The organism is Hydrogenophaga sp. (assembly GCF_050182545.1).
GTDB lineage: Bacteria > Pseudomonadota > Gammaproteobacteria > Burkholderiales > Burkholderiaceae_C > Hydrogenophaga.
On record NZ_JBFXCD010000008.1, the window covers coordinates 1 to 21,641 of the forward strand.

Consider the following 21,641-nt stretch of genomic DNA (forward strand, 5'->3'; position numbering starts at 1 on the left):
GCTACGAAGTTGGCGGGGGGACCTAGTAATTCGATTTGCTCCTGGTTGGCGCTTTGTTCGCGGACCAGCACGGGTTCTGCGCTGTGTGGACGCCCGAACGTCACTTCCACGCGTTCGGGGGCCCGTACCCCAATCCCTCGGTCACCGGTGCGGCGGTGGCCGCCGTCACCCAGAGCATTGGCGTGCGCGCGGGCAGCTGCGTGGGGCCATTGCATCATCCGGCGCGCATCGCCGAAGAATGGGCTGTCATCGACAACCTCACCAATGGCCGCGCCGCACTGGCCATTGCTTCGGGCTGGCAGCCCGACGATTTCGTGCTGCGCCCGCAGAACACGCCGCCGCACAACAAGAAGGCGATGCTCGAGACCATCGAGCACCTACGCAAACTCTGGCGCGGCGAGGCGGTGCCCTTCCCCACCGCCAACGGCGAACCCTTCAACGTCGTCACCCAGCCGCGCCCCGTCTCCAAAGAGCTGCCAATCTGGGTCACCACGGCCGGCAATCCCGAAACCTGGAAAGAAGCCGGCGCCATCGGCGCCAACGTGCTCACCCACCTGCTGGGGCAGACCGTGGACGAGGTCGGCGGCAAGATCAAGATCTACCATCAGGCACTGCGCGACGCTGGCCACGACCCGGCACAGTTCACCGTCACGCTCATGCTGCACACCTACCTCGCCAGCGACCGCGAGCAGGCGCGAGCGGTGGCGCGCGGCCCCATGAAGGACTACCTTCGCAGTGCTGCCGGCCTCATCAAGCAATACGCTTGGGCCTTTCCGGCCTTCAAAAAGCCAGCAGGGGTGAACAACCCGTTCGATCTCGACCTGCGCTCGCTCAACGAAGAGGAGATGGACGCCATCCTTGACTTCGCCTTCCTGCGCTACTTCGAGGACTCCGGCTTGTTCGGCACCGTGGACGATGGCCTCGCTCGTGTCGAAGAACTCAAGCGCATTGGGGTGAGCGAGGTGGCCTGCCTGATCGACTACGGCATTCCCACCGAGCAGGTCTTGCAGAGTCTGGTGCCGCTGGCCGAGGTGCTGCGCCGCACCAACCAGCCCACCACGGTCGCCGAAGACGACTTCTCCATCGCCGCGCAAATCCAGCGCCATGGCGTGACGCACCTGCAGTGCACCCCCAGCATGGCGCGCATGATCGCCATGAACGACGAGGCCCGGGCAGCGCTGTCCCAAGTGCAACACCTCATGATCGGTGGCGAAGCGCTGCCCGGCACGCTGGTGGCCGAATTGGGGCAGGTCACGAAGGCCTCCATTGAAAACATGTATGGCCCGACGGAGACCACCATCTGGTCGTCCACCGAAACCGCCAGCGCCACCGAGCCCGTGGTCAACATTGGCCGGCCGATTGCCAATACGCAGATGTACGTCCTCGATGAACACCAGCAGCCCGTCCCCGTGGGCGTGCCCGGCGAGCTCTACATCGGTGGCGACGGCGTCACACGAGGCTACTGGCAACGCGCGGACCTGACCGCCGAACGCTTCCCTGCCGATCCCTTCGTCAAACCCGAACACACCGCCCCCGCCGGCGCCCGCATGTACCGCACTGGCGACCTCGCACGCTGGCGCCCGGACGGTCGCATCGACTTCCTGGGCCGAGCAGACTTCCAGGTCAAGATCCGCGGCTACCGCATCGAGCTGGGTGAAATCGAGGCGGTGCTGGAGTCGGCCGGCGGCGTGCGCCAGGCCGTGGTGGTGGCCCGCGAGGACCAGCCCGGTGACGTGCGCCTTGTAGCCTACCTGCGGGCCGACCCAGGCCTCTCGGTGGAGCGACTGCGCGACTGGACCACCGAGCGCCTGCCCGAGCACATGATTCCCGCACATTTCATGACCGTGGACGAGTTTCCGCTCACGCCCAATCGCAAGGTCGACCGCAAGGCCCTGCCCGCTCCATCACAGTCCACCCTGCGCGAACGCACCGAAGTCTTCGTGGCGCCCGAGAACGAGATCGAGAGCAAGATTGCGGAAATCTGGTCGCGCGTGCTTGGCGTGCCAAAGATCGGCGCCAAGGACAACTTCTTCGCCCTGGGTGGCCATTCGCTGCTGGCGGTACAGGCGCACCGCGAAATCAAGCAGGCGCTGAACTCCACACGCCTCAGCATTACCGACATCTTCCGCTTCCCCACGCTGTCCGCCCTGGCCACCCACCTGGATGACAGGCCACGCGACGCACCGGAAGGGGTTGCAGAGTCCACCGAACGCGCGCAGATGCGCGCCGACGCCATGTCGCGCCGGCGAGCCATGCGGGCGGGCAAGCAGCCGCAGGAATAATGGAAGCCGCCGCCTGCGCCAAGCCCTCCCTGAATTTCCACCACCTGCGCCAGCGCCTGGCAGCGCGGCTTGGACCGGGTATGGGTGTCGCCTGCGTCAGCGTCGAAGGTGAACCTCAGCGCCTGTATCCCGAGGAATTCGTGTCCGTCAGCCGCGCCGTACCCCGTCGCCAGCGTGAATTCGCGGCCGGACGTGAAGCAGCCCGCCAAGCCATGACGCAGATCGGTTGGCCACCCCTGGCCATTCCCAGCGCCCTGGACAGGTCGCCGGTCTGGCCTGTCGGTCTGGTCGGCTCGATCACTCACTCGGCCCGGGCTTGCGTCGCAGTCGTGTGTCCTCGATCGCTTTGGCAGGCAGTCGGCATCGACCTGGAAGAGGACCACTCTATGGATCCGGCGCTATGGGACACGATCTGTACTCCCGAAGAAGCGGCGTTTGTGAACAAGCACCCCCCCGCAGTGCGAGGCCGCTGGGTTACGCGGCTCTTTTCCGCCAAGGAAGCGTTCTACAAGTGGCAATATCCACAAACCCGCCGCTCGCTCGAATTTCAGGACGTGCACGTCGTGTTGCCGCAGAGCGACCCGCAGGCACGATTTCGCATCATCCCGGGGAAACACTGCGCCACGTCGGGCATCGATGGACACAGCCTGACATGCGAAGGACACCTGTTCACCTGGGTGATCGGCAACACATGACCTCCGCGAACACCATCGACTTCGTCCGAAAGACCTCTTGAAATGATCGAGGAGAACGACACTTTGCTGCTATACGCGCCCGTACCCCTCTACAGCAGCGACAACGGCTACCTTCTTGAAGATCAGGCCTGCAATGGCTTGCGACTGTGGGCCGAGAACTTCAAACATGTGATTGTCATGTTTCCAGTTCAGCATGGAGTGGCGCCGCCGAGCTGGATTCCCCTTCGTTCGGCGCAGGTGGACTTTGAACATGTGGAAGTGGTTGCACTGCCAACTGCCTACCGGATTGACCAGTTTTTGCGGCACCAGGCCGCAATCCGGCGCCAAATCAGGGAACTCATCGACCGGGCACGCTACCTGTCTTTCTCCATTGGCGGATTGATCGGCGATTGGGGCGCAATCGCCGCCATGGAGGCACACAGGAAGAAGCGGCGCTTCGCCGTCTGGACGGATCGGGTTGAGTCCGAAGTGGTTCGGGAACAGGTGCACTCGGGCAAGACGTTCAAAAAAAGGCGTATGGCGGCACTGACGCATTGGCCCATGGCGATGCTCGAGCGCGCATTGATCCGCAGGGCAACCGTGGGGCTCTTCCATGGCGCGGAGACCTATGCGGCCTACGAACCTTACGCCAATGCGGCGGAGATCGTGCACGACATCCATTTGAGCGAAAAGGACCGCATTCCGCCGATGGAGCTCGCGAAAAAAAAATCCGCAGCAACGCAGGGCCCATTGCGCATCTGCTACGTCGGACGCGCAGACGCCATGAAGGGGCCCACTGACTGGGTTCAAGTCATGGTGGAACTGAACAAGAAAGGCGTGGAGTTCCAGGCCACCTGGCTCGGAGATGGAGAAGCGCTTCCCGCCATGCGGGCTGAGGTGACACGCCAGGGAATGGAGGATCGAGTCAAGCTGCCTGGGTTCGTGAAAGACCGTACTGTGTTGCTAGAAACGCTCCGCCGCTCACACATCTTGGTCTTTTGCCACAAAACCCCGGAGTCTCCACGCAACCTCATTGAAGCCTTGGTATCAGGTACACCCATCGTAGGCTACGACAGCCACTTTCCGAGGGACCTCATTGCAAGTCATGGCGGGGGCGTGCTCACCACTCCGAACGATATTGGTGCCCTTGTTGCGACGCTGGAAGCGTTGGCTCATGATCGCGTTCGACTGTGCACCTTAATTGACAGAGCAACCCTGGATGGAGAGCCGTTCAACGACGTCGCGGTCTTCAAACACCGCAGTGAGGTCATCCGGGCCCACCTATGACCGCCAACGCGACGGCGTCTCAGTGTTTGACCCATCGTCATGCCTGAACGCGCTGGAGACAACTTGAACGCCCACCCACAGTTGCCAGCCCGAAGGCCAGAGCGCACCATTCAAGGCAACGGATGTCCCAGCGAGGTCAGCAAGACCTTCATTTCCTCCACTGGTTGGAAACGCATGGCGAACTTTCCGAGCAAGGAGCGTTTCAGGAATGGGAAACCGGCGTCGATCAGCTCCTTGGGGCGGAACAGGCACAGGTCGGCCTTGTCCCGCTGGACGCCACACCAATACGCGCCCACGTCGACATGACGGGCCAGCATGCGCGTGAAACGTGTTTCTTGCTGCAGGATCACTGAGTCGATGTCGTTGTAGGCCCAAGTCGTCGACATGGATGGCTCTGCCGCCTGCAATACGTCCCACTGAAGATTCTTGACGATGAATGCATAGGACTGAACGTGGTTTTCTTCGGTTGCCCGCGTAGCGTTGGCGGTGAATCCGGTGACACGCCAAGGGGCCCCCTCGATAAAAGGGTTCAAGGGCGCGAAGGGCCCGAAGATCGAATCGTTCATGAACAACACATCCGCACCTGGCGACAATCGGGCCAGCTCACTCAGACCAAGCGCATAAGCCGAAAAGTCAAAACCCGGCATGCCCTTCCAGTACAAGGCATCGCAGCGCGCGCGCAGTTCCTCAAGAACTGAATGGCCATGTGGACAGGCGCAGACCACCATCAGGCGGGCAGGCTCGGCGGAAAGGCGGTCGAGCGTAAAGCGGTGCCCAGCCGTCAGTTGCCCGTCGGGCAAGTAGACGAAATATCCAATCCATCGCGCATGGGGCGATGCGGGCACCAGCGTCTTCCAGCCGGGAAAGGCGCCCCGAAAGAGGCGTGCGATCAAGCGGCGCAAGACAATGCTCGCGCGAGCCTGGCTGGGCCTGTAGGTCCACAGGGTTTGTGCCCCATCGACAGGCTTGATCAACAACTCATCAGTAGGCATTGCGCCCAGTCAGCGCACCCAGCGTGCGCAAAAGAACGGTGAAGTCAAGCCATAGGGACCAGTTGTTGATGTATTCGATGTCAGCCTCCACGCGCTGCTGCATCTGCTCGATATCGGTGGTCTCACCCCTCAAGCCACGCACTTGAGCCAGCCCGGTGATGCCTGGCTTGATGTTGTGGCGAGCGAAATAGCTGTTGATGCGCTGGGAATACTCCATGTCGTGTTGCACGGCATGCGGCCTCGGTCCGACGAGCGACATTTCTCCACGGAGAACATTGATCAGTTGCGGCAGCTCGTCCAGACTTGTCCTGCGCAAAATGGACCCCACTCGGGTGACGCGCGGATCGTTGCGGGAAGCCTGTTTGACCACGCCGCCGTCGGTTGTATGGACGTACATGCTGCGAAACTTCCAGATGCTGAACGTCTTGCCGCTCCAGCCGTTGCGCGCCTGCTTGAAGAATACGGGTCCTGGGCTGTCAAGCTTGATTGCCACCGCGATGATCAGCAGCAAGGGCGAAACCGCAAGAAGTATGAGCGCGGAGAGCAGGAAGTCCTCGCATGCTTTGAACAACCGCCGAGTCCCTGTCAATGGAGTTTCAGACAGCGTCAGCACCGGCAGGCCGGCGATTTCGCGCACGCTGTGGTTGACCAGCAGCATCGAATAGATGTCGGGAACCCAATGAACCGCCACGTGCTTGTCCAGCAAGTTGAAGTACATACCCTCAATCAGATCGGACGCATCCAGTGGAATTGCGAAGTACACCGTGTCGATGTCGTATTGATCGATGATCTCGAGCATTTCTTCGAAGGGGCCGATCACACTCGATTCCTGGAGACTACCGAAATCCGAGGGCTCCTGCATTCTGTTCATGGCATCGTCACGAAGCCTTGGCTCGCCTTGCGGCAGAGCCAGACAACCCATCACCCGCTGGCCCAGCCAGGGATTGTTGGATATCTTGTTCTGCAGGTAGCGGGCCAGACGGCCGGTGCCTACGATCAGCACGTTGTCCGGCTCGACAGCACGACGCATGAAACGAACCTGCAGTTCCCGAAAGCCCATGTGCAGGACGATCTGGGCGAAGAAGCCCAACACATATAGCTTGCCCACCATGAGGCGGGAGTAGACATCGGTCTGTTTGGTGGCAAAACCCACCAGCAGAAGAAATGCAAACACCAAGGTCCAGGCCTTGAACAAGTTGATGGCTTTGCGCGTTCGATTGCTATTGCTGCGGTACAGGCCAAACTGGTCGTATGCGACCGCCATGCCCCCCAGCAGCAGCAGTAACAGTACCATGTAGTCGGCGTTGAGCGCCCCCACATGCAGTCGGATCAGGTAATACGCCAGGCCCATGACGGCTGCCGCATCAAATAAGCCCTGTGCGGCAGTCGAGATGCTGCTGCGGCGCTTGAGGATGGAACGGGGCGGCCGGGAAGGTAAAGCCATGGCAGTCAGTATAGAGGCGCTGATCGGGTCATTTTGGGCAATCCCATATGTCCAATCCCATGGCCAGGCAGTCGTTCGCCCGTTCCGTGAAGTTTTACTGGTGCTACCATGATGCACCGTGTTTGTTGCTAGCAACCCAATCTGTCTGCGAGAACAGAATCTGGACCATTGCCGAAATGGTTCCCACATCCGGGAGTTTCATCATGATCAACCCCATTGACCGCGAAGCGCTTCGTGCCCAGGTTCGAATTGCAAAGCCTTTCCCCTTCTTTGCCATTGACAATTTTCTCCAACCCGAGTTCGCGGAGGACGTGCATGCGGCATTTCCAAGCTTCGAGGAGGTGTCGCAGCTTGGACACAAGTTCACCGCAGTGAACGAAAAAAACAAGGTTCAGGTTACGGACTCAAGCCTTTTCCCGGCACCCATACACGCTCTGCACACGCAGTTGGCCGCGCCTGAGTTTCTTGACCTTGTGTCCTACGTAATGGATATTCCCCGCCTCATCGCCGACCCCAAACTCGCAGGCGGTGGCATTCATGAAACAGGCCCCAGGGGACACCTCGATGTCCATGTGGATTTCAACTACATCCCAGAGCGGCAACTCCATAGGCGCTTGAACATTCTCGTGTATTTCAACAAAGACTGGCAAAGCAAATGGGGAGGAGAAATCGAGCTTTGGGACAAGGATGTGAAGATCTGCCATCACGCATTCATGCCGATCTTCAACCGTTGCGTGGTATTCGAGACTTCAGACATCAGTTTTCACGGCGTGGCGGCGGTGCGTTGTCCCGAGGGTTCCGTGCGCAAGAGCTTTGCAGCCTACTACTACACGAAGGAAGCCCCACCCCACTGGACTGGTGATGTGCATTCGACCATTTTTAAAGCACGTCCCGACGAGTACTTCAAAGGCAAGATCGCCATGCCCGTCGAGCAAGCCGCTCGCAGCCTCCAGGACGGCTGGCGCGGTGTCAAGCAGAGCATCAAGGGCGTGCTCGGCAAGAACGGCTGAGCTGTACTCCTCTCCTGACGCTCAAGAATTCAGCGCGCCTGCTTCACGCCGGTCTTGGGATATCGGGTCACCACCTCCCACACCACTTCCTGCATCACTCGTGCCGTTGCTTCGGAGGGGGCATCGGCTTGGGAGCCGTCGGCCCGCAACAATTGGTGCGGCAACCCCAAGGGGCTTCGGTGGTAAAGCACAGCGTAATGGGTCAGAGCAACGAGGTAGCTTCCCAGGTCGCTGGCGTGGATCATGTCCTGCGTGCCATCCGGTGTTCGGTGGAAAAGATCCTCACGTGAACGCAGACCAGGCAATCCTCCAGATTGCTCCACGCGTCTGACAAAAGCAGCCATTACCTGACCGGCAGGAATGACGTACACAGGCCCTCCGGTATCGCCATGGGCCAAGCCCTGGGCCAGCAGCACGCCCTCCCAATAGGCACCCAGATCGCGATCCAGGCGATGCAGCCAGCCTTCGGGGTCATTCAGCGGGTGCCACGTCTCGTACAGATAGACGCGCATGGCCGGATTGGCATTCCGGGCATCGCGTGCCCAGCGGCGGATGTATTCCGGGCTGTCGAAATACTTGATGGCGTCCTTGATCTCGACCGACTCAGTCAAGACGAGAACGTCGAAACTGCCGCTGGCGATGGCAAGCTTTGCGTCCTGGTATCTATCGTGCGCATTCTCCACCTCGGCGCCTTTCACCGGTATGTCAGGCTCCCAATGGGACTGCAAGCTGGCACCCCAGCCGAGTTGGGATCGATGGTCGTGCCCAGCCCCAGCAAGTTGCTCCAGCATGGCCGGTATGTTCTTGCCAACCAGGCTGTGGCCGATATGAAAGACACGCAATGGCTTCTCGGGGGCTGGAAGTGGCTCGGCATAGAGTTGTTCAAGCGCGGCGGGCTCCAGCGTCTTCTGCCATCCGCAGGCGCTCAGAAGCAGCAGCAGGGCGCATTTCAGGACTCGACTCATCGCTTCCTTCCAATACTTCAAATGGATCAATGATTGTTCAGTCAGAGCTGGATATCTTCCCCCAACCTCCTTGACCGTGCATTCACGACGGAGATATCTCCTGGTTTCCCCTTCGGGCTGGCTCAGCGTCCAATGGCCAGATAGTCGATCCCCATGCCGCGGACCAGGGCCGGGTCGTAGAGGTTGCGGCCATCGATGATCAGAGGCTGCTTCAGGCGCTGTTTGATCAGGTCGAAGTCCGGGCTGCGGAACTCCTTCCACTCGGTGACGATGACCAGGGCGTCCGCGTTCTCCAGGGCTTCGTTGGGAGACTTGGCGTAGCGGATGCGCGGCTCGTCGCCGAGCACACGCCGGGCCTCGTGCATGGCCACGGGGTCGTACACCGTGGCTGTGGCGCCGGTGGCCAGCAGATCGGCCAGCAGTTCCAGGCTGGGGGCTTCGCGCATGTCGTCCGTATTGGGTTTGAAGGCAAGGCCCCACACCGCGAAGTGCCGGCCTTCGAGTTCTTCACCGAAGCGCTGCTTGACCTTGCGTCCGAGCACATGCTTTTGCGCATCGTTGGCAGCCTCCACGGCGGTCAACACCTTCAGGTCGAGCCCTCCCTGGTCGGCTGCGGTCTTGATGAGGGCCTTTACGTCCTTCGGAAAACACGAACCGCCGTAGCCTGCGCCCGGGTACAGGAAGTGGTGACCAATGCGGGGGTCGGAGCCCATGCCCTGGCGCACCATTTCAATATCGGCACCCAGTGCCTCCGCCAGGTTGGCCAGCTCGTTCATGAAGCTGATGCGCGTGGCCAGCATCGCGTTGGCCGCGTACTTGGTGAGTTCGGCACTGCGCACATCGGTGACGATGAGGCGTTCCCGGTTGCGCTGGAACGGCGCGTAGATGGCGCGCATGAGGTGGACGGCCTGTTCGTCACTGGCGCCGACGATGATGCGGTCCGGACGCATGAAATCCTCGACCGCGGCGCCCTCTTTCAGGAACTCGGGGTTGGACACCACGGCATACGGTGTCTGCACACCGCGCTGGCGCAGTTCGTCCGCGATCGCTTCCCGCACCCGGTCGGCCGTGCCCACCGGCACCGTGCTTTTGTCGACCACCACCTTGTAGTCGGTCATGAGGCGGCCAATGTTGCGCGCGGCCGCCAGCACGTATTGCATGTCGGCGGAGCCATCTTCATCGGGTGGGGTGCCCACGGCGATGAACTGGATGGTGCCGTGGTGCACCGCGCGCGCCACATCGGTGGTGAAGTGCAGGCGCCCCGCGGCCACGTTGCGCTGGACCATCTCCTTCAAACCCGGTTCGAAGATGGGGATACCGCCCTCCTCGAGGATGCGGATCTTGTCGGGGTTCACGTCGAGACACAACACGTCGTTACCCACCTCTGACAGACAGGCCCCGCTGACCAAACCCACATACCCCGTTCCCACCACTGTGATTTTCATGATGTCGCGTCCGATGGCTGCCTGAGCCTGCTGTGTAAAGCTCGAATCATAGCGGCGGGCCATGCGATTCCAGGGCGCGGACACGAAGCTGGTTCCGCCCCCTCACTGTGTGGCCAACGGCTCCGCATGGCTTCACGGCGGCGCGCTGTCCGTTCCAGCCAGCCCGGAGCGGTCGCTAAAATGCGCCTTGCTCCAGCCCCTCAACCCAGGAACCCCAGCAATGTCCCTCTTCTCCGCCGTCGAAATGGCACCGCGCGACCCAATTCTGGGTTTGAACGAGCAGTTTGCCGCCGACTCCAACCCCAACAAGGTCAACCTCGGCGTCGGCGTCTACTTCGACGACAACGGCAAGCTGCCCCTGCTGCAGTGCGTGCAGGCCGCTGAGAAAACCATGATGGACAAACCCTCGGCCCGCGGCTACTTGCCCATCGACGGCATTGCGGCCTACGACGCCGCCGTCAAGGGGCTTGTCTTTGGCAGCGACAGCGAGCCGGTCAAAAGCAACCGCGTGGCCACGGTACAGGCCATTGGTGGCACCGGTGGTCTGAAGATCGGTGCCGATTTCCTCAAACGCCTCAACCCTGGCGCCACCGTGCTGATCAGCGACCCAAGCTGGGAAAACCACCGCGCGCTGTTCACGAATGCCGGCTTCAAGGTCGACACTTACGCCTACTACGACGCCGGCAAACGCGGCGTCAACTTCGACGGCATGCTGGCCAGCCTGAACGCGGCTTCACCCGGCACCATCGCGGTGCTGCATGCCTGCTGCCACAACCCCACCGGCTACGACATCACCGCCACGCAGTGGGACGAAGTGATCGCCACCGTCAAGGCCCGCGGGCTGACGCCCTTCCTCGACATGGCCTACCAGGGCTTTGGTCACGGCATCTCCGAAGACGGCGCCGTCATCGCCAAGTTCGTCGCAGCCGGCCTCACCTTCTTTGTCTCCACCTCGTTTTCCAAGAGCTTCAGCCTGTACGGCGAGCGCGTGGGTGCGCTGTCGGTGCTGTGCGAGAACGCCGAAGAGGCCTCGCGCGTGCTGTCCCAGCTCAAGATCGTGATCCGCACCAACTACTCCAACCCGCCGATCCACGGCGGCGCGGTGGTCGCTGCTGTGCTGAACAACCCGGAACTGCGTGCCCTGTGGGAAAAGGAGCTGAGCGAAATGCGCGTGCGCATCAAGGCCATGCGCCAGAAGCTCGTGGACGGTCTGAAGGCAGCCGGCGTGAAGCAGGACATGAGCTTCATCACCAGTCAGATTGGTATGTTCAGCTATTCGGGCCTGAGCAAGGACCAGATGGTCCGCCTGCGCACCGAGTTCGGCGTGTACGGCACCGACACCGGCCGCATGTGCGTGGCCGCGCTCAACAGCAAAAACATCGACTACGTCTGCCAAGCCATCGCCAAGGTGGTCTGAGTCGGCCGAGTTCCCTTGCGACAAGCCGGCCCGCGTGGCCGGCTTTTTCATGAGGTCATCCCCACATGACCGAGCGCATGGAAATCGACGCACCCTGAAAGCCCTCGTTGAAGAAGCGAGGTTCTTCGCCGGCATCTGCGGCACCCGCTGCATACAACAGCGGGAGGTAGTGCTCCCAAGTCGGATGGGCCATCTGCGCGACAGCACCGAGTTGCCGGAACGCGTGCAGCGCCTCAAGGTGTCCCTGAGCGATGTGGTTGGCGGTGGTCTCATCGAACTCGATCGCCCAGTCGTAGGCCTGGTTGTCGGCAGCGTCGCGGCGCATGGCTCGCAGGTTGTGGACGATGTTGCCACTGCCCACGATCAGCACGCCGCGCTCGCGCAACCGCGCAAGCTGGCGACCGATGTCGAAGTGCTCCTCGGCCGGCCGGCGGTAGTCCATGCCGAGCTGGATCACTGGAATGTCGGCTTCAGGAAACATCGGTTTGAGCACCGACCAGGCGCCGTGGTCCAGACCCCAGTCACCGGTGTCCAGCTCCAGCGCATCGCCCGAACCAGGCTGCCGCACCGCCACGCTGATGGCGCGTGCCATCTCCGGCGAACCCGGCGCCGGGTACTGCTGGTCGAACAGCGCTTGCGGAAACCCGCCGAAGTCATGGATGGTGCGGGGATGGTGCATGGCAGTCAGTTGCCAGCCGTCGGTCAGCCAGTGCGCCGACACGCAAAGAATCAGGTGCGGTTGCGTACCGCGCGAGCGCAGCTCCTGCCCCAGCGCCTGCCAGCTGCGCCGCCACGGGTTGTCTTCGATGGCGTTCATGGGGCTGCCGTGCCCCAGGAACAGCACCGGCAGTCGCTCCGTGGCTGGCAGCACCCTGACCAGCTCGGCAAGCTGGGGGGCCGTGGCGCTCGACGAGCTTGCAGCGTTGACGATGGCGTTCATGCAGGTTCCTGCCGGAAGTGACGTTGAGGACCCGACGCACCAGCAACAGCGGGCAGGCGACACGGGTGTGGGATGGATGGAAGGTCGGCTGTACCCGACAACCGCGAAAGGCAGTCGACCGATTCTTTCACGAAGGCGACAGATGCGCTGGAATGTTAGGTGTTTTCACCCTGACAACGCCAGGCGCATGCTGCTATATTGCACCGCAACATAACGAAATCGGACGCCCATGCTTTACCAGATTTACGAGACCCAGCGCTCCATCATGGAACCGTTTGCGGACCTGGCCGAAGTGGCTGCCAAGCTCTACAACAACCCCATGCTGCCGCTGGCGCAGTTGCCCGGGGCTCAGCGCATCGCTGCTGGCTACGACCTGATGCACCGCCTGGGCAAGGACTACGAAAAACCCGAGTTCGGCATTCACACCGTCAACGTGGACGGTGTCAACGTGGCCATCCACGAGCGCGTCGAAGTCGACAAACCCTTTTGCGAACTGCGGCGGTTCAAGCGCTTCTCGGACGACACCGACACCCTGGCAAAACTCAAGGGGCAGCCCGTGGTGCTGATCGTGGCGCCACTCTCCGGCCACTACGCCACACTGCTGCGCGACACCGTGCGCACCATGCTCAAGGACCACAAGGTCTACATCACCGACTGGAGAAACGCCCGCCTCGTGCCCTTGTCCGACGGCGAGTTCCACCTGGACGACTACGTCAACTACGTGCAGGAATTCATCCGCTACCTGCAGCAGGGTTATGGCAACTGCCATGTGATCAGCGTGTGCCAGCCCACCGTGCCGGTGCTCGCTGCTGTCTCGCTCATGGCCAGCCGGGGTGAGACCACGCCGCTGTCCATGACCATGATGGGTGGTCCGATCGACGCGCGCAAGTCGCCCACTGCGGTGAACAACCTGGCCACGCAGCGCAGCCACGAGTGGTTCGAAAACAATGTGATCTACCGCGTGCCCGACAACTTCCCCGGCGCGGGCCGGCGCGTTTACCCGGGCTTTCTGCAGCACACAGGCTTCGTGGCCATGAACCCGGACCGCCACGCGTCGAGCCACTACGATTACTTCAAGGACCTGATCAAGGGCGACAACGAAAGCGCCGAGAGCCACCGCAAGTTCTACGACGAGTACAACGCCGTGCTCGACATGGACGCCGACTACTACCTCGAGACCATCGAGACCGTGTTCCAGGCGTTCAAACTGGTCCACGGCGTCTGGCATGTGAAGAACGAAGCCGGCGAACTCGAACTCGTGCGTCCCCAGGACATCAAGCGCACCGCACTGCTCACGATCGAGGGTGAGCTCGACGACATCTCCGGCTCGGGCCAGACCGCCGCCGCGCACGAACTGTGCACCGGTGTGCCCCGAACACACCAGATGCACTACGAGGCGCAGGGAGCCGGCCACTATGGCATCTTCAGCGGCCGGCGCTGGCGCGAGCTGGTGCACCCCGTGGTCAAGTCCTTCATCCGGGCCCATCAGACGGAAGTCAAATCCCCGACAACGGCCAGAAAGGCTGCGGCCAAGGTTTCCCGGACTGCGGCAAAGAGCCCGCGTGCGGCCAGCAAGACGGCGCCCCGCAAACCGGCCCGCAGCTGAGACAGGCGCGCGCCAGCGCGCGCGGCGCCGGTATATTCAGCGGCATGAACGAACTCGCCCGGCGCATCGATGCCGCCTTGCCGCAGACACAGTGCACGCGCTGCGGCTACCCGGATTGCGCAAGCTATGCGCAGGCCGTTGCGGAGGGCGAGGCCGGCATCAACCAATGCCCACCAGGTGGCGCCGAGGGCGTGGCCCGCCTGGCCGCCATCACAGGCCTGCCCCGGCAGCCCCTGGACCCTTCTTGTGGCATCGAAGGCCCTCTGACGGTGGCCGTCATCGACGAAGACTGGTGCATTGGTTGCACGCTTTGCATCAAGGTCTGCCCCACCGACGCCATCGTCGGCATCTCCCGGCGCATGCACACGGTGATCGAACCTTATTGCACCGGCTGTGAACTCTGCCTGCCGGTGTGCCCGGTGGACTGCATCTCGCTGGACATCGTCAGCGGCGAACGCACCGGCTGGCAGGCCTGGAGCGAAGACCAGGCGCGGCAGGGCCGCGAGCGATATGCCGGCCGGCAGCAGCGACTGGCGCGCGAGCAGCTGGAAAATCAGAAACGGCTGGAAGCCAGGGCCAGCGAAAAACTGGCCGATCTGGCCGGGCATTCGCGCATCACCGACGAAGCAGCGCTGGAGAAGAAGCGTGTCGTGATCGAAGCCGCCCTCGCCCGCTCACGGGCCCGGCGCGCCAATTCGGGCGACTGACCCCTACGCTCAGGCGGGCTGGCGCGCCGCCACGGTCTTGTAAACGCCGCAGCCAACGTACAGGTCGTCGACCTTCGCCACGTAGGACATCTTGGCCTGGATCGCGCCGCTGACGGGATTGGCAATGTCGTATTCGACCCAGCCGTCACCCTGCTCAGCCTGCGCGACGATCGCGTCAAGCAGTGCCTGCCCATCCACGCCGGGAATGTCCTGCACCCGGCTGCCGACTTTTTCGGGCTTGCCTCCGAACGCGCGATAGACCCCCGAAGCGTCGAGCGCGAACACGTACATGTCGCGGTCATGAAAGCCGTTCGACGGGTGGGTGATGTCCCGCACGAAGGCGTCGCGACCCCGCTGGCCGCGCATCGCCCGCGCCCGACCCACCAATTCCATGGCCTCTTCGGCCGTGCCTTGCTGCAGTGCGAAAGACGACACCGCCCGCGAAAGATGGGCCGCGCGCTGTTCGAGCTGCTCGGCCTGCGTGACCGCGCGCTCCACCATCTGCGCGTTGCGCTGGGTGATCTGGTCGAGTTGGGTCACAGCCGAGGAAATCTCGCTCAAACCGGTGCTCTGCTCGGCGCTGGAGGCGGAGATGAGGGACATGTTGGCCGCCACGCTGCGCACACCGGAGACGATCTGGCCGATGCTGTTGCCTGCGGTGCGGATCTGGCCCACGCTGGCCTCCACCTGGCTGCGGGATGCCTCGATGAGTTCGCGAATCTCCCGGGCCGAGGCGGCCGAACGTTGCGCCAGCGTGCGGACCTCATTGGCCACCACGGCGAAGCCTCGCCCCTGCTCGCCGGCGCGCGCCGCCTCCACTGCCGCGTTGAGCGCCAGGATGTTGGTCTGGAACGCAATGCTGTCGATCACGCCGATGATGTCGTTCATCTGCTGGGCGCTCTTCTGGATACCCTCGACCGACTCCACGGCGCGCCCCATGGACTGCGCACCCGATTCCGCCACGTCGCGCACCTGCGCGGCCTGCTGGTCCGATTCGCCGGCCGTGTGAGCGTTCTGTCGCACCGTGCCCGAGAGCTCGTGCACGCTGGCCGCCGTCTGCTCGAGGTTGGCCGCCTGCTGCTCGGTGCGATCAGCCAGATCCCGGTTGCCCGCCGCCAGGCTCTTGCCTGCGTGCGCCACCAGCGCCGAGTTGCTGCGCACCTCGGCCACCATGGCCGAAAGCTGGCCGTTGGTGCGGTCCAGCAAGCGCGCCAGGTCGGCCAGTTCGTCGCTCCCCTGAGTCTGCACCATGGACCGCAGATTGCCCGAGGCGGTCTGCTCCATCGCGCCCAGCACCTGGCGGAAATCGCGCTGGAAGCTGGCATAGAAGCACAGCAAGAGGTACGTGAGACAGCCCAGCCCAGCCAGGGTCACCCAGACGGTGCCATTGGCATTGGCCTGCCGCTCAAGAAAACCCCAGGTGATCAGCGGCGGGAGCACGGCAGCGGCCCCCAGAACGCCCAGCTTGGCGCGCAGCCGCAGACGCCGCATCAGCCAGATGCCGGCCGTCAAAGGATGAAATGCGGACATGGCTGAATCGCTCCTGTGAATGGACAACTGCCTATCGGCCTTGCGGCAGGCGCCTTGAGCCGGGAGAACCCTGCCTCAGTGCATGCCGGCGATGCCGGACTGGCTGGCCTCGAAATGCCGGAACAATTGCACGGCCATCAGACGCAAGGTGTCGTCGGCCATGTTGTGGGCATGGGACAGCTGCTCCAGCGCGTAACGCCGGTCGCAAATCATCAGCGCGCGGCTCACGCACATGCCCTGGCTCGACATGCGCAGACAGAAGGGCTCCAGGAGTTCGACAGGCCAGGCGGGTGCCACACGGCGCTCGCGCCAGTCGGTCGCGCTGGGGCGTTCATTCGATGGTTGGCCGGAAAACGGGTTCATGGTGAACTCCTGCAACAAGGGGGCGGGAGCGGTGCCGGCGGGCACAGCCCTCACATGTCACAAGATTAAGTTCACCGCCTTGGCGGCAGTGGGCCGAACAAGGCCGGAAAAAGCGCCCTCCTCCGGTCTTCTGCCCCGGAAGGCGCGGTTCAGGCAGGCGCGCCGGCCAGACGGGAAAAAGCCGAGACCACTTCGGGCGGCGCCTGCACCAGCTCGATCAACACGCCCTCGCCCGCGATCGGGAATTCGTCGTTCGCCTTGGGATGCAGAAAGGTGATATCGAAACCCGCCGCGCCCTGGCGGATGCCACCGGGCGCGAAACGCACGCCACGGGCCGCGAGCCAGTCCACGGCAGCGGGCAGATCATCGATCCACAGTCCGACATGGTTCAGTGGCGTGGCGTGCACCGCGGGTTTTTTCTGCGGGTCCAGCGGCTGCATCAGGTCGACTTCGACCTTGAACGGCCCACTGCCGATGGCACAGATGTCTTCATCCACGTTCTCACGCTCGCTGCGGAAGGTGCCCATCAATTCGAGGCCGAGCATGTCGACCCACAACTTCTGCAGGCGCAGCTTGTCGGAGCCACCAATGGCGATCTGCTGCACGCCGAGCACGCGGAAAGGACGGGAGGAAACGCTCATGTTCAGTGAATGCCCTGGGTGAAGTGGGCCGCCGGCTCGAGCGACCAGACGGTGGCTGGCGGCAGGTTGGCCCAGACGGTGGAGACGCGCCGCCAGCGCCAGCCGGTCGGCAATTGATCAAAGGGCCGCATGTGGCGCGCGGCATAGGTGTACTGCAGCAAACGGGCGTTGGGCATGCGCTCCAGCAGGGTCAGCATGGCCCTGACGCAGTGACGGCCCTCTTCGCGCGGCATGGACATCAGCGGCAGCGAGGACACCAGCATCACCGAGGCCGCCGGCGGCAGTGGCAACTGGTCAAGCCGGCTGGCGCAGGCGTGCAGCACCTCGGCGCTGGAAAAGCGCTCGCGCAGGTGGCGCACCAGCCCCAAGTCGCGTTCGACCACGAAGAAGCGATCAGGAGGCGGCCCTACCTCCGCCAGTGCCTGGGTGATGGCACCCGTGCCCGCACCGACCTCCACCAGCAACTCGGGCCCGACGCGGGCCACTTCGCCGGCAATCGCCTGTGCAAGGGCCCTCGATGCGGGCGCAATGGCCCCCATTCGCCTGGGGTTTCGCACCCAGGCCAGGGCAAATGCCAGACCACTGGGACCCTGACCGCGTTCATCTGCCATGTGCGCCGCTCCGTGAAGCCGTGGAGCCCGCAGGGTAACCGAGTACGGCCACCTTGTCGCGTGAGCGGATGCAACGGCCGGAGCGCCCGGCAACACCTTCATTCGAACTCGACAATGGGCTGGTCGACCACCAGCGATTCGCCCTTGCCGGCGAGCACCTTGGCCACCACACCATCAGCCGCCGCGAACAGCACGTTCTCCATTTTCATGGCTTCGATCACCGCCACGCGCTCGCCCGCCTGCACCTTCTGGCCCACCTGCACCGCCACGTCCACCAGCAAGCCCGGCATGGGCGAGAGCACGTACCGGCTCATGTCCGCCGGCGGCTTGAATGGCATGAGCGCATGCAACTCGGCCATGCGGGGCGACACCACCATGGCCTCGATGCGCGTGCCGTTGTGCTGCACCACGAGCGCCAGCGGGTTGCGCGGCGTGCTGCGCTCGAGCTGGGCGGTGAAGGGCTTCTCGTTGCACAGGCCGGTGATCACCACGTCATTCAGGCGCGAGGGGCTCTGGATGGCATAGCGCTTGCCGCCCACCGTCACCACCGCAGCGCCGAGCTGACCCACGATCTCGTCCACGTGCACCGGCGCCTGGCGGTGCTCTCCGGCCTTGTCAAGCACGATCACGGTGTAGTCGTGGCCCACCTTCACGCCATAGCCGGGCAACTGCCCGGAAAGACCGGCCGCACGCTCGCGGCTCTTGCGGCGCACGAAGGCGGCGAGCGCCACCAGAAAATCGGGGTCGTCGTGAGGCACGTCCTCGGCGCGAAAGCCCTGGCCATAGTGTTCGGCGATGAAGCCGGTATTGAAGTCACCGGAGACAAACTTCGGATGCGCGAGCAGCGCAGCCTGAAAAGGGATGTTGCTCTGCACGCCACGGATCACGAAGCCGTTGAGAGCTTCGCGCATCTTGGCGATGGCGTCGTTGCGATCGGTGCCGTGCACGATGAGCTTGGCGATCATCGAGTCATAGAACATCGGAATCTCGCCGCCATCCTGCACGCCGGTGTCCACACGCACGCCATGGCGGTTGTCGGAGTCAGCCTGCCACATGGTCTGCGACGGCGCGGTGAAGCGCACCAGCCGCCCGGTGCTGGGCAGGAAGCTGCGGAACGGGTCCTCGGCATTGATGCGGCACTCGATGGCCCAGCCCTCGCGCTTCACGTCGGCCTGCTTCAGGGGCAACTTCTCGCCGGCCGCCACGCGGATCATCAGCTCCACCAAGTCCAGCCCGGTGATGCATTCGGTGACCGGATGCTCCACCTGCAAGCGGGTGTTCATCTCAAGGAAGTAGAAGTCCTGGTCCTTGCCGACCACGAACTCCACCGTGCCCGCGCTCTGGTACTTCACGGCTTTGGCCAGGGCCACGGCCTGCTCGCCCATGGCCTTGCGGGTGGCTTCGCTGATGAAAGGGCTCGGCGCTTCCTCAATCACCTTCTGATGCCGGCGCTGGATGGAGCACTCGCGCTCGTTGAGGTAGATCACGTTGCCGTGCGCGTCGCCCAGCACCTGGATCTCGATGTGGCGCGGCTCCTGGACAAACTTCTCCATGAAGACACGGTCGTCGCCGAAGCTGTTGCGTGCCTCGTTGCGGCAACTCGTGAAGCCCTCATGGCACTCCTTGTCGCTGAAGGCCACGCGCAAGCCTTTGCCGCCGCCGCCTGCGCTGGCCTTGATCATCACGGGATAGCCGATCTTCTGCGCGATGGCCACCGCCTCATCGGCGGACTGGATGGGCTCGTTGTGGCCCGGAATGGTGCTGACCTTCGCCTCGTTGGCGAGCTTCTTGGAGGCGATCTTGTCGCCCATGGCAGCGATTGAGTAGTGCTTGGGGCCGATGAACACCAGCCCGGCCTCTTCGACCTTGCGCGCGAAGTCCTCGTTCTCGGACAGGAAGCCGTAACCCGGGTGGATGGCCTGCGCCCCCCTGTCTTTGGCGGCCGCAATGATGGCATCGCCCAGCAGGTAACTTTCGCGCGAGGGCGGTGGACCCAGGCGCACCGCCTCGTCGGCCAGCTGCACGTGGCGCGCTTCCTTGTCGGCATCGGAATACACCGCCACGGTGGCGATGCCCAGCTTCTTCGCGGTGGCGATCACGCGGCAGGCAATCTCGCCGCGGTTGGCAATCAGGATCTTCTTGAACATGTTCTTTTCTCCTCGGCGCGTCACAGCGGAATGTTCCCGTGCTTGCGCCACGGGTTCTCCAGCTTCTTGTCTTTCAGCATCACCAGCGAACGGCAGATGCGCTTGCGCGTCTCGTGCGGCAGGATCACGTCGTCAATGAAGCCGCGCGCGCCAGCCACGAAGGGGTTGGCGAAGCGGGCCTTGTACTCGGCCTCGCGCTGCGCGAGCTTGGCCGGGTCCTTCTTCTCCTCGCGGAAGATGATTTCCACCGCGCCCTTGGCGCCCATCACGGCGATCTCGGCGTTGGGCCAGGCAAAGTTCACGTCGCCGCGCAGGTGCTTGGAGCTCATCACGTCGTAGGCGCCGCCGTAGGCCTTGCGCGTGATCACGGTGATCTTGGGTACGGTGCACTCCGCATAGGCGTAAAGCAGCTTGGCGCCGTGCTTGATGATCCCGCCGTACTCCTGGCTGGTGCCGGGCATGAAGCCGGGCACATCGACAAAGGTGACCACCGGGATGTTGAAGGCATCGCAGAAGCGCACGAAACGCGCGGCCTTGATGCTGCTCTTGATGTCCAGGCAGCCCGCCAGCACCAGCGGCTGGTTGGCCACGATGCCAACCGTTTGGCCGTCCATGCGGGCAAAACCGATCAGGATGTTCTTCGCGTACTCGGGTTGCAGCTCGAAGAAGTCGCCGTCGTCCACGGTCTTGACGATCAGCTCCTTCATGTCGTAAGGCTTGTTCGGGTTCTCGGGCACGAGCGTGTCCAGGCTGAGCTCCATGCGGTCGATCGGGTCGCCGCTGGGCCGCACCGGCGCTTTTTCCCGGTTGCTCAGGGGCAGGTAGTTGTAGAGCCGGCGCAACATCAGCAGTGCTTCGACGTCGTTATCGAACGCGAGGTCGGCCACGCCGCTGCGGGTGGTGTGGGTGATGGCGCCGCCCAGCTCCTCGGACGTCACCTCCTCGTGCGTCACGGTTTTCACCACCTCGGGGCCGGTGACGAACATGTAGCTCGAATCCTTGACCATGAAGATGAAGTCCGTCATCGCAGGCGAGTAGACCGCCCCGCCAGCGCTGGGGCCCATGATCATGCTGATCTGCGGCACCACGCCGCTGGCCATGACGTTGCGCTGGAACACGTCGGCATAGCCGCCGAGCGAGGCCACGCCTTCCTGGATGCGCGCGCCGCCCGAGTCGTTCAAGCCGATCACCGGCGCACCGACCTTCATGGCCTGGTCCATCACCTTGCAGATCTTTTCGGCATGCGCTTCCGAAAGCGCCCCACCGAAGACGGTGAAGTCCTGGCTGAAGACGAACACCAGGCGGCCGTTGATCATGCCGTAGCCGGTGACCACGCCGTCGCCCGGAATCTTGTTGTCCTGCATGCCGAAGTCGGTGCAGCGGTGCTCGACAAACATGTCCCATTCCTCGAAGGTGCCTTCGTCCAGCAGCACCTCCAGCCGTTCGCGCGCGCTCAGCTTGCCCTTGCCATGCTGCGCGGCAATGCGCTTCTCGCCCCCACCCAGGCGGGCAGCGGCGCGCTTCTTCTCCAGTTGTTCCAGGATGTCCTGCATGGTTGTGTGCTCCAGAAAGGAAGTGAA

General features: G+C 63.2%; 18 protein-coding genes. 7 read left to right on the forward strand and 11 right to left on the reverse strand.

All coding sequences use genetic code 11. The features are described from left to right. Positions 1-35 precede the first annotated feature (35 nt). From AB7P10_RS10245 to AB7P10_RS10255, 3 genes are read left to right on the forward strand one after another with little or no spacing between them, the layout of a single operon-like run. Positions 36-2,282, forward strand: a complete 2,247-nt coding sequence (locus tag AB7P10_RS10245; protein ID WP_428293748.1) for a MupA/Atu3671 family FMN-dependent luciferase-like monooxygenase — start codon at positions 36-38, stop codon at positions 2,280-2,282. Then, a complete protein-coding gene (locus tag AB7P10_RS10250) occupies positions 2,282-2,977 on the forward strand; it encodes a 4'-phosphopantetheinyl transferase family protein (RefSeq protein ID WP_428293749.1) in 696 nt (231 codons plus the stop codon). Before AB7P10_RS10245 ends, AB7P10_RS10250 begins: the two co-directional genes overlap by 1 nt. 42 nt (positions 2,978-3,019) lie before the next feature. Next, positions 3,020-4,243 carry a glycosyltransferase gene (locus AB7P10_RS10255; RefSeq protein ID WP_428293750.1) on the forward strand — a complete coding sequence of 408 codons (1,224 nt, stop codon included), beginning with the start codon at positions 3,020-3,022 and terminating at the stop codon, positions 4,241-4,243. A 110-nt stretch (positions 4,244-4,353) separates the two neighbouring features. Here AB7P10_RS10255 and AB7P10_RS10260 read toward each other — a convergent pair whose 3' ends face one another. Both AB7P10_RS10260 and AB7P10_RS10265 read right to left on the reverse strand, forming a co-directional pair. Then, positions 4,354-5,235, reverse strand: a complete 882-nt coding sequence (locus tag AB7P10_RS10260) for a rhamnan synthesis F family protein (RefSeq protein WP_428293751.1) — start codon at positions 5,233-5,235, stop codon at positions 4,354-4,356. Continuing rightward, a complete protein-coding gene (locus AB7P10_RS10265; protein ID WP_428293752.1) occupies positions 5,225-6,679 on the reverse strand; it encodes an undecaprenyl-phosphate glucose phosphotransferase in 1,455 nt (484 codons plus the stop codon). The genes AB7P10_RS10260 and AB7P10_RS10265 overlap by 11 nt, the downstream gene beginning before the upstream one ends. 203 nt (positions 6,680-6,882) lie before the next feature. Between AB7P10_RS10265 and AB7P10_RS10270 the strand changes: the two genes are divergently transcribed. Then, positions 6,883-7,689 carry a 2OG-Fe(II) oxygenase gene (locus AB7P10_RS10270; RefSeq protein WP_428293753.1) on the forward strand — a complete coding sequence of 269 codons (807 nt, stop codon included), beginning with the start codon at positions 6,883-6,885 and terminating at the stop codon, positions 7,687-7,689. A gap of 29 nt (positions 7,690-7,718) precedes the next feature. Here AB7P10_RS10270 and AB7P10_RS10275 read toward each other — a convergent pair whose 3' ends face one another. Continuing rightward, the gene (locus AB7P10_RS10275) at positions 7,719-8,684 is read right to left on the reverse strand and encodes a hypothetical protein (protein WP_428293754.1); all 966 of its coding nucleotides are present in this window, start codon (positions 8,682-8,684) and stop codon (positions 7,719-7,721) included. Between the two features lie 92 nt (positions 8,685-8,776). After that, positions 8,777-10,099 carry a UDP-glucose dehydrogenase family protein gene (locus AB7P10_RS10280; RefSeq protein ID WP_428293755.1) on the reverse strand — a complete coding sequence of 441 codons (1,323 nt, stop codon included), beginning with the start codon at positions 10,097-10,099 and terminating at the stop codon, positions 8,777-8,779. Positions 10,100-10,319: 220 nt separating this feature from the next. On the opposite strand from AB7P10_RS10280, the gene AB7P10_RS10285 reads away from it, so the two are divergent. Beyond that, positions 10,320-11,516 (forward strand): amino acid aminotransferase, encoded by a 1,197-nt coding sequence (locus AB7P10_RS10285; protein ID WP_428293756.1) that lies wholly within the window; start codon positions 10,320-10,322, stop codon positions 11,514-11,516. Between the two features lie 55 nt (positions 11,517-11,571). Here the strand turns inward: AB7P10_RS10285 and ygiD are convergent, their stop codons facing one another. Further along, a complete protein-coding gene (ygiD, locus tag AB7P10_RS10290) occupies positions 11,572-12,456 on the reverse strand; it encodes a 4,5-DOPA dioxygenase extradiol (RefSeq protein WP_428293757.1) in 885 nt (294 codons plus the stop codon). 229 nt (positions 12,457-12,685) lie between these two features. Here ygiD and AB7P10_RS10295 point away from each other — a divergent pair, with 229 nt between their 5' ends. Continuing rightward, entirely contained in the window at positions 12,686-14,062 is a 1,377-nt protein-coding gene (locus tag AB7P10_RS10295; RefSeq protein WP_428293758.1) for a polyhydroxyalkanoate depolymerase, read from the forward strand. A gap of 44 nt (positions 14,063-14,106) precedes the next feature. Beyond that, a complete protein-coding gene (gene rsxB / locus AB7P10_RS10300; protein ID WP_428293759.1) occupies positions 14,107-14,769 on the forward strand; it encodes an electron transport complex subunit RsxB in 663 nt (220 codons plus the stop codon). Positions 14,770-14,778: 9 nt separating this feature from the next. On the opposite strand, the gene AB7P10_RS10305 is transcribed toward rsxB, so the two are convergent. The 6 genes from AB7P10_RS10305 to AB7P10_RS10330 all read right to left on the reverse strand — a co-directional run bounded on the left by AB7P10_RS10305 (position 14,779) and on the right by AB7P10_RS10330 (position 21,614). Further along, complete coding sequence (locus tag AB7P10_RS10305) at positions 14,779-16,299, reverse strand: methyl-accepting chemotaxis protein (RefSeq protein ID WP_428293760.1); 1,521 nt, start codon at positions 16,297-16,299, stop codon at positions 14,779-14,781. Between the two features lie 75 nt (positions 16,300-16,374). Further along, positions 16,375-16,662 (reverse strand): hypothetical protein, encoded by a 288-nt coding sequence (locus AB7P10_RS10310; protein WP_428293761.1) that lies wholly within the window; start codon positions 16,660-16,662, stop codon positions 16,375-16,377. Positions 16,663-16,811: 149 nt separating this feature from the next. Continuing rightward, a complete protein-coding gene (locus AB7P10_RS10315; protein WP_428293762.1) occupies positions 16,812-17,303 on the reverse strand; it encodes a VOC family protein in 492 nt (163 codons plus the stop codon). A 2-nt stretch (positions 17,304-17,305) separates the two neighbouring features. After that, a complete protein-coding gene (locus AB7P10_RS10320) occupies positions 17,306-17,914 on the reverse strand; it encodes a class I SAM-dependent methyltransferase (protein ID WP_428293763.1) in 609 nt (202 codons plus the stop codon). Between the two features lie 98 nt (positions 17,915-18,012). Next, positions 18,013-20,061: an acetyl-CoA carboxylase biotin carboxylase subunit gene (locus tag AB7P10_RS10325; RefSeq protein WP_428293764.1), complete on the reverse strand. Its 2,049-nt coding sequence runs from the start codon at positions 20,059-20,061 to the stop codon at positions 18,013-18,015. Between the two features lie 20 nt (positions 20,062-20,081). Continuing rightward, complete coding sequence (locus AB7P10_RS10330; RefSeq protein ID WP_428293765.1) at positions 20,082-21,614, reverse strand: acyl-CoA carboxylase subunit beta; 1,533 nt, start codon at positions 21,612-21,614, stop codon at positions 20,082-20,084. Positions 21,615-21,641: the final 27 nt, after the last annotated feature.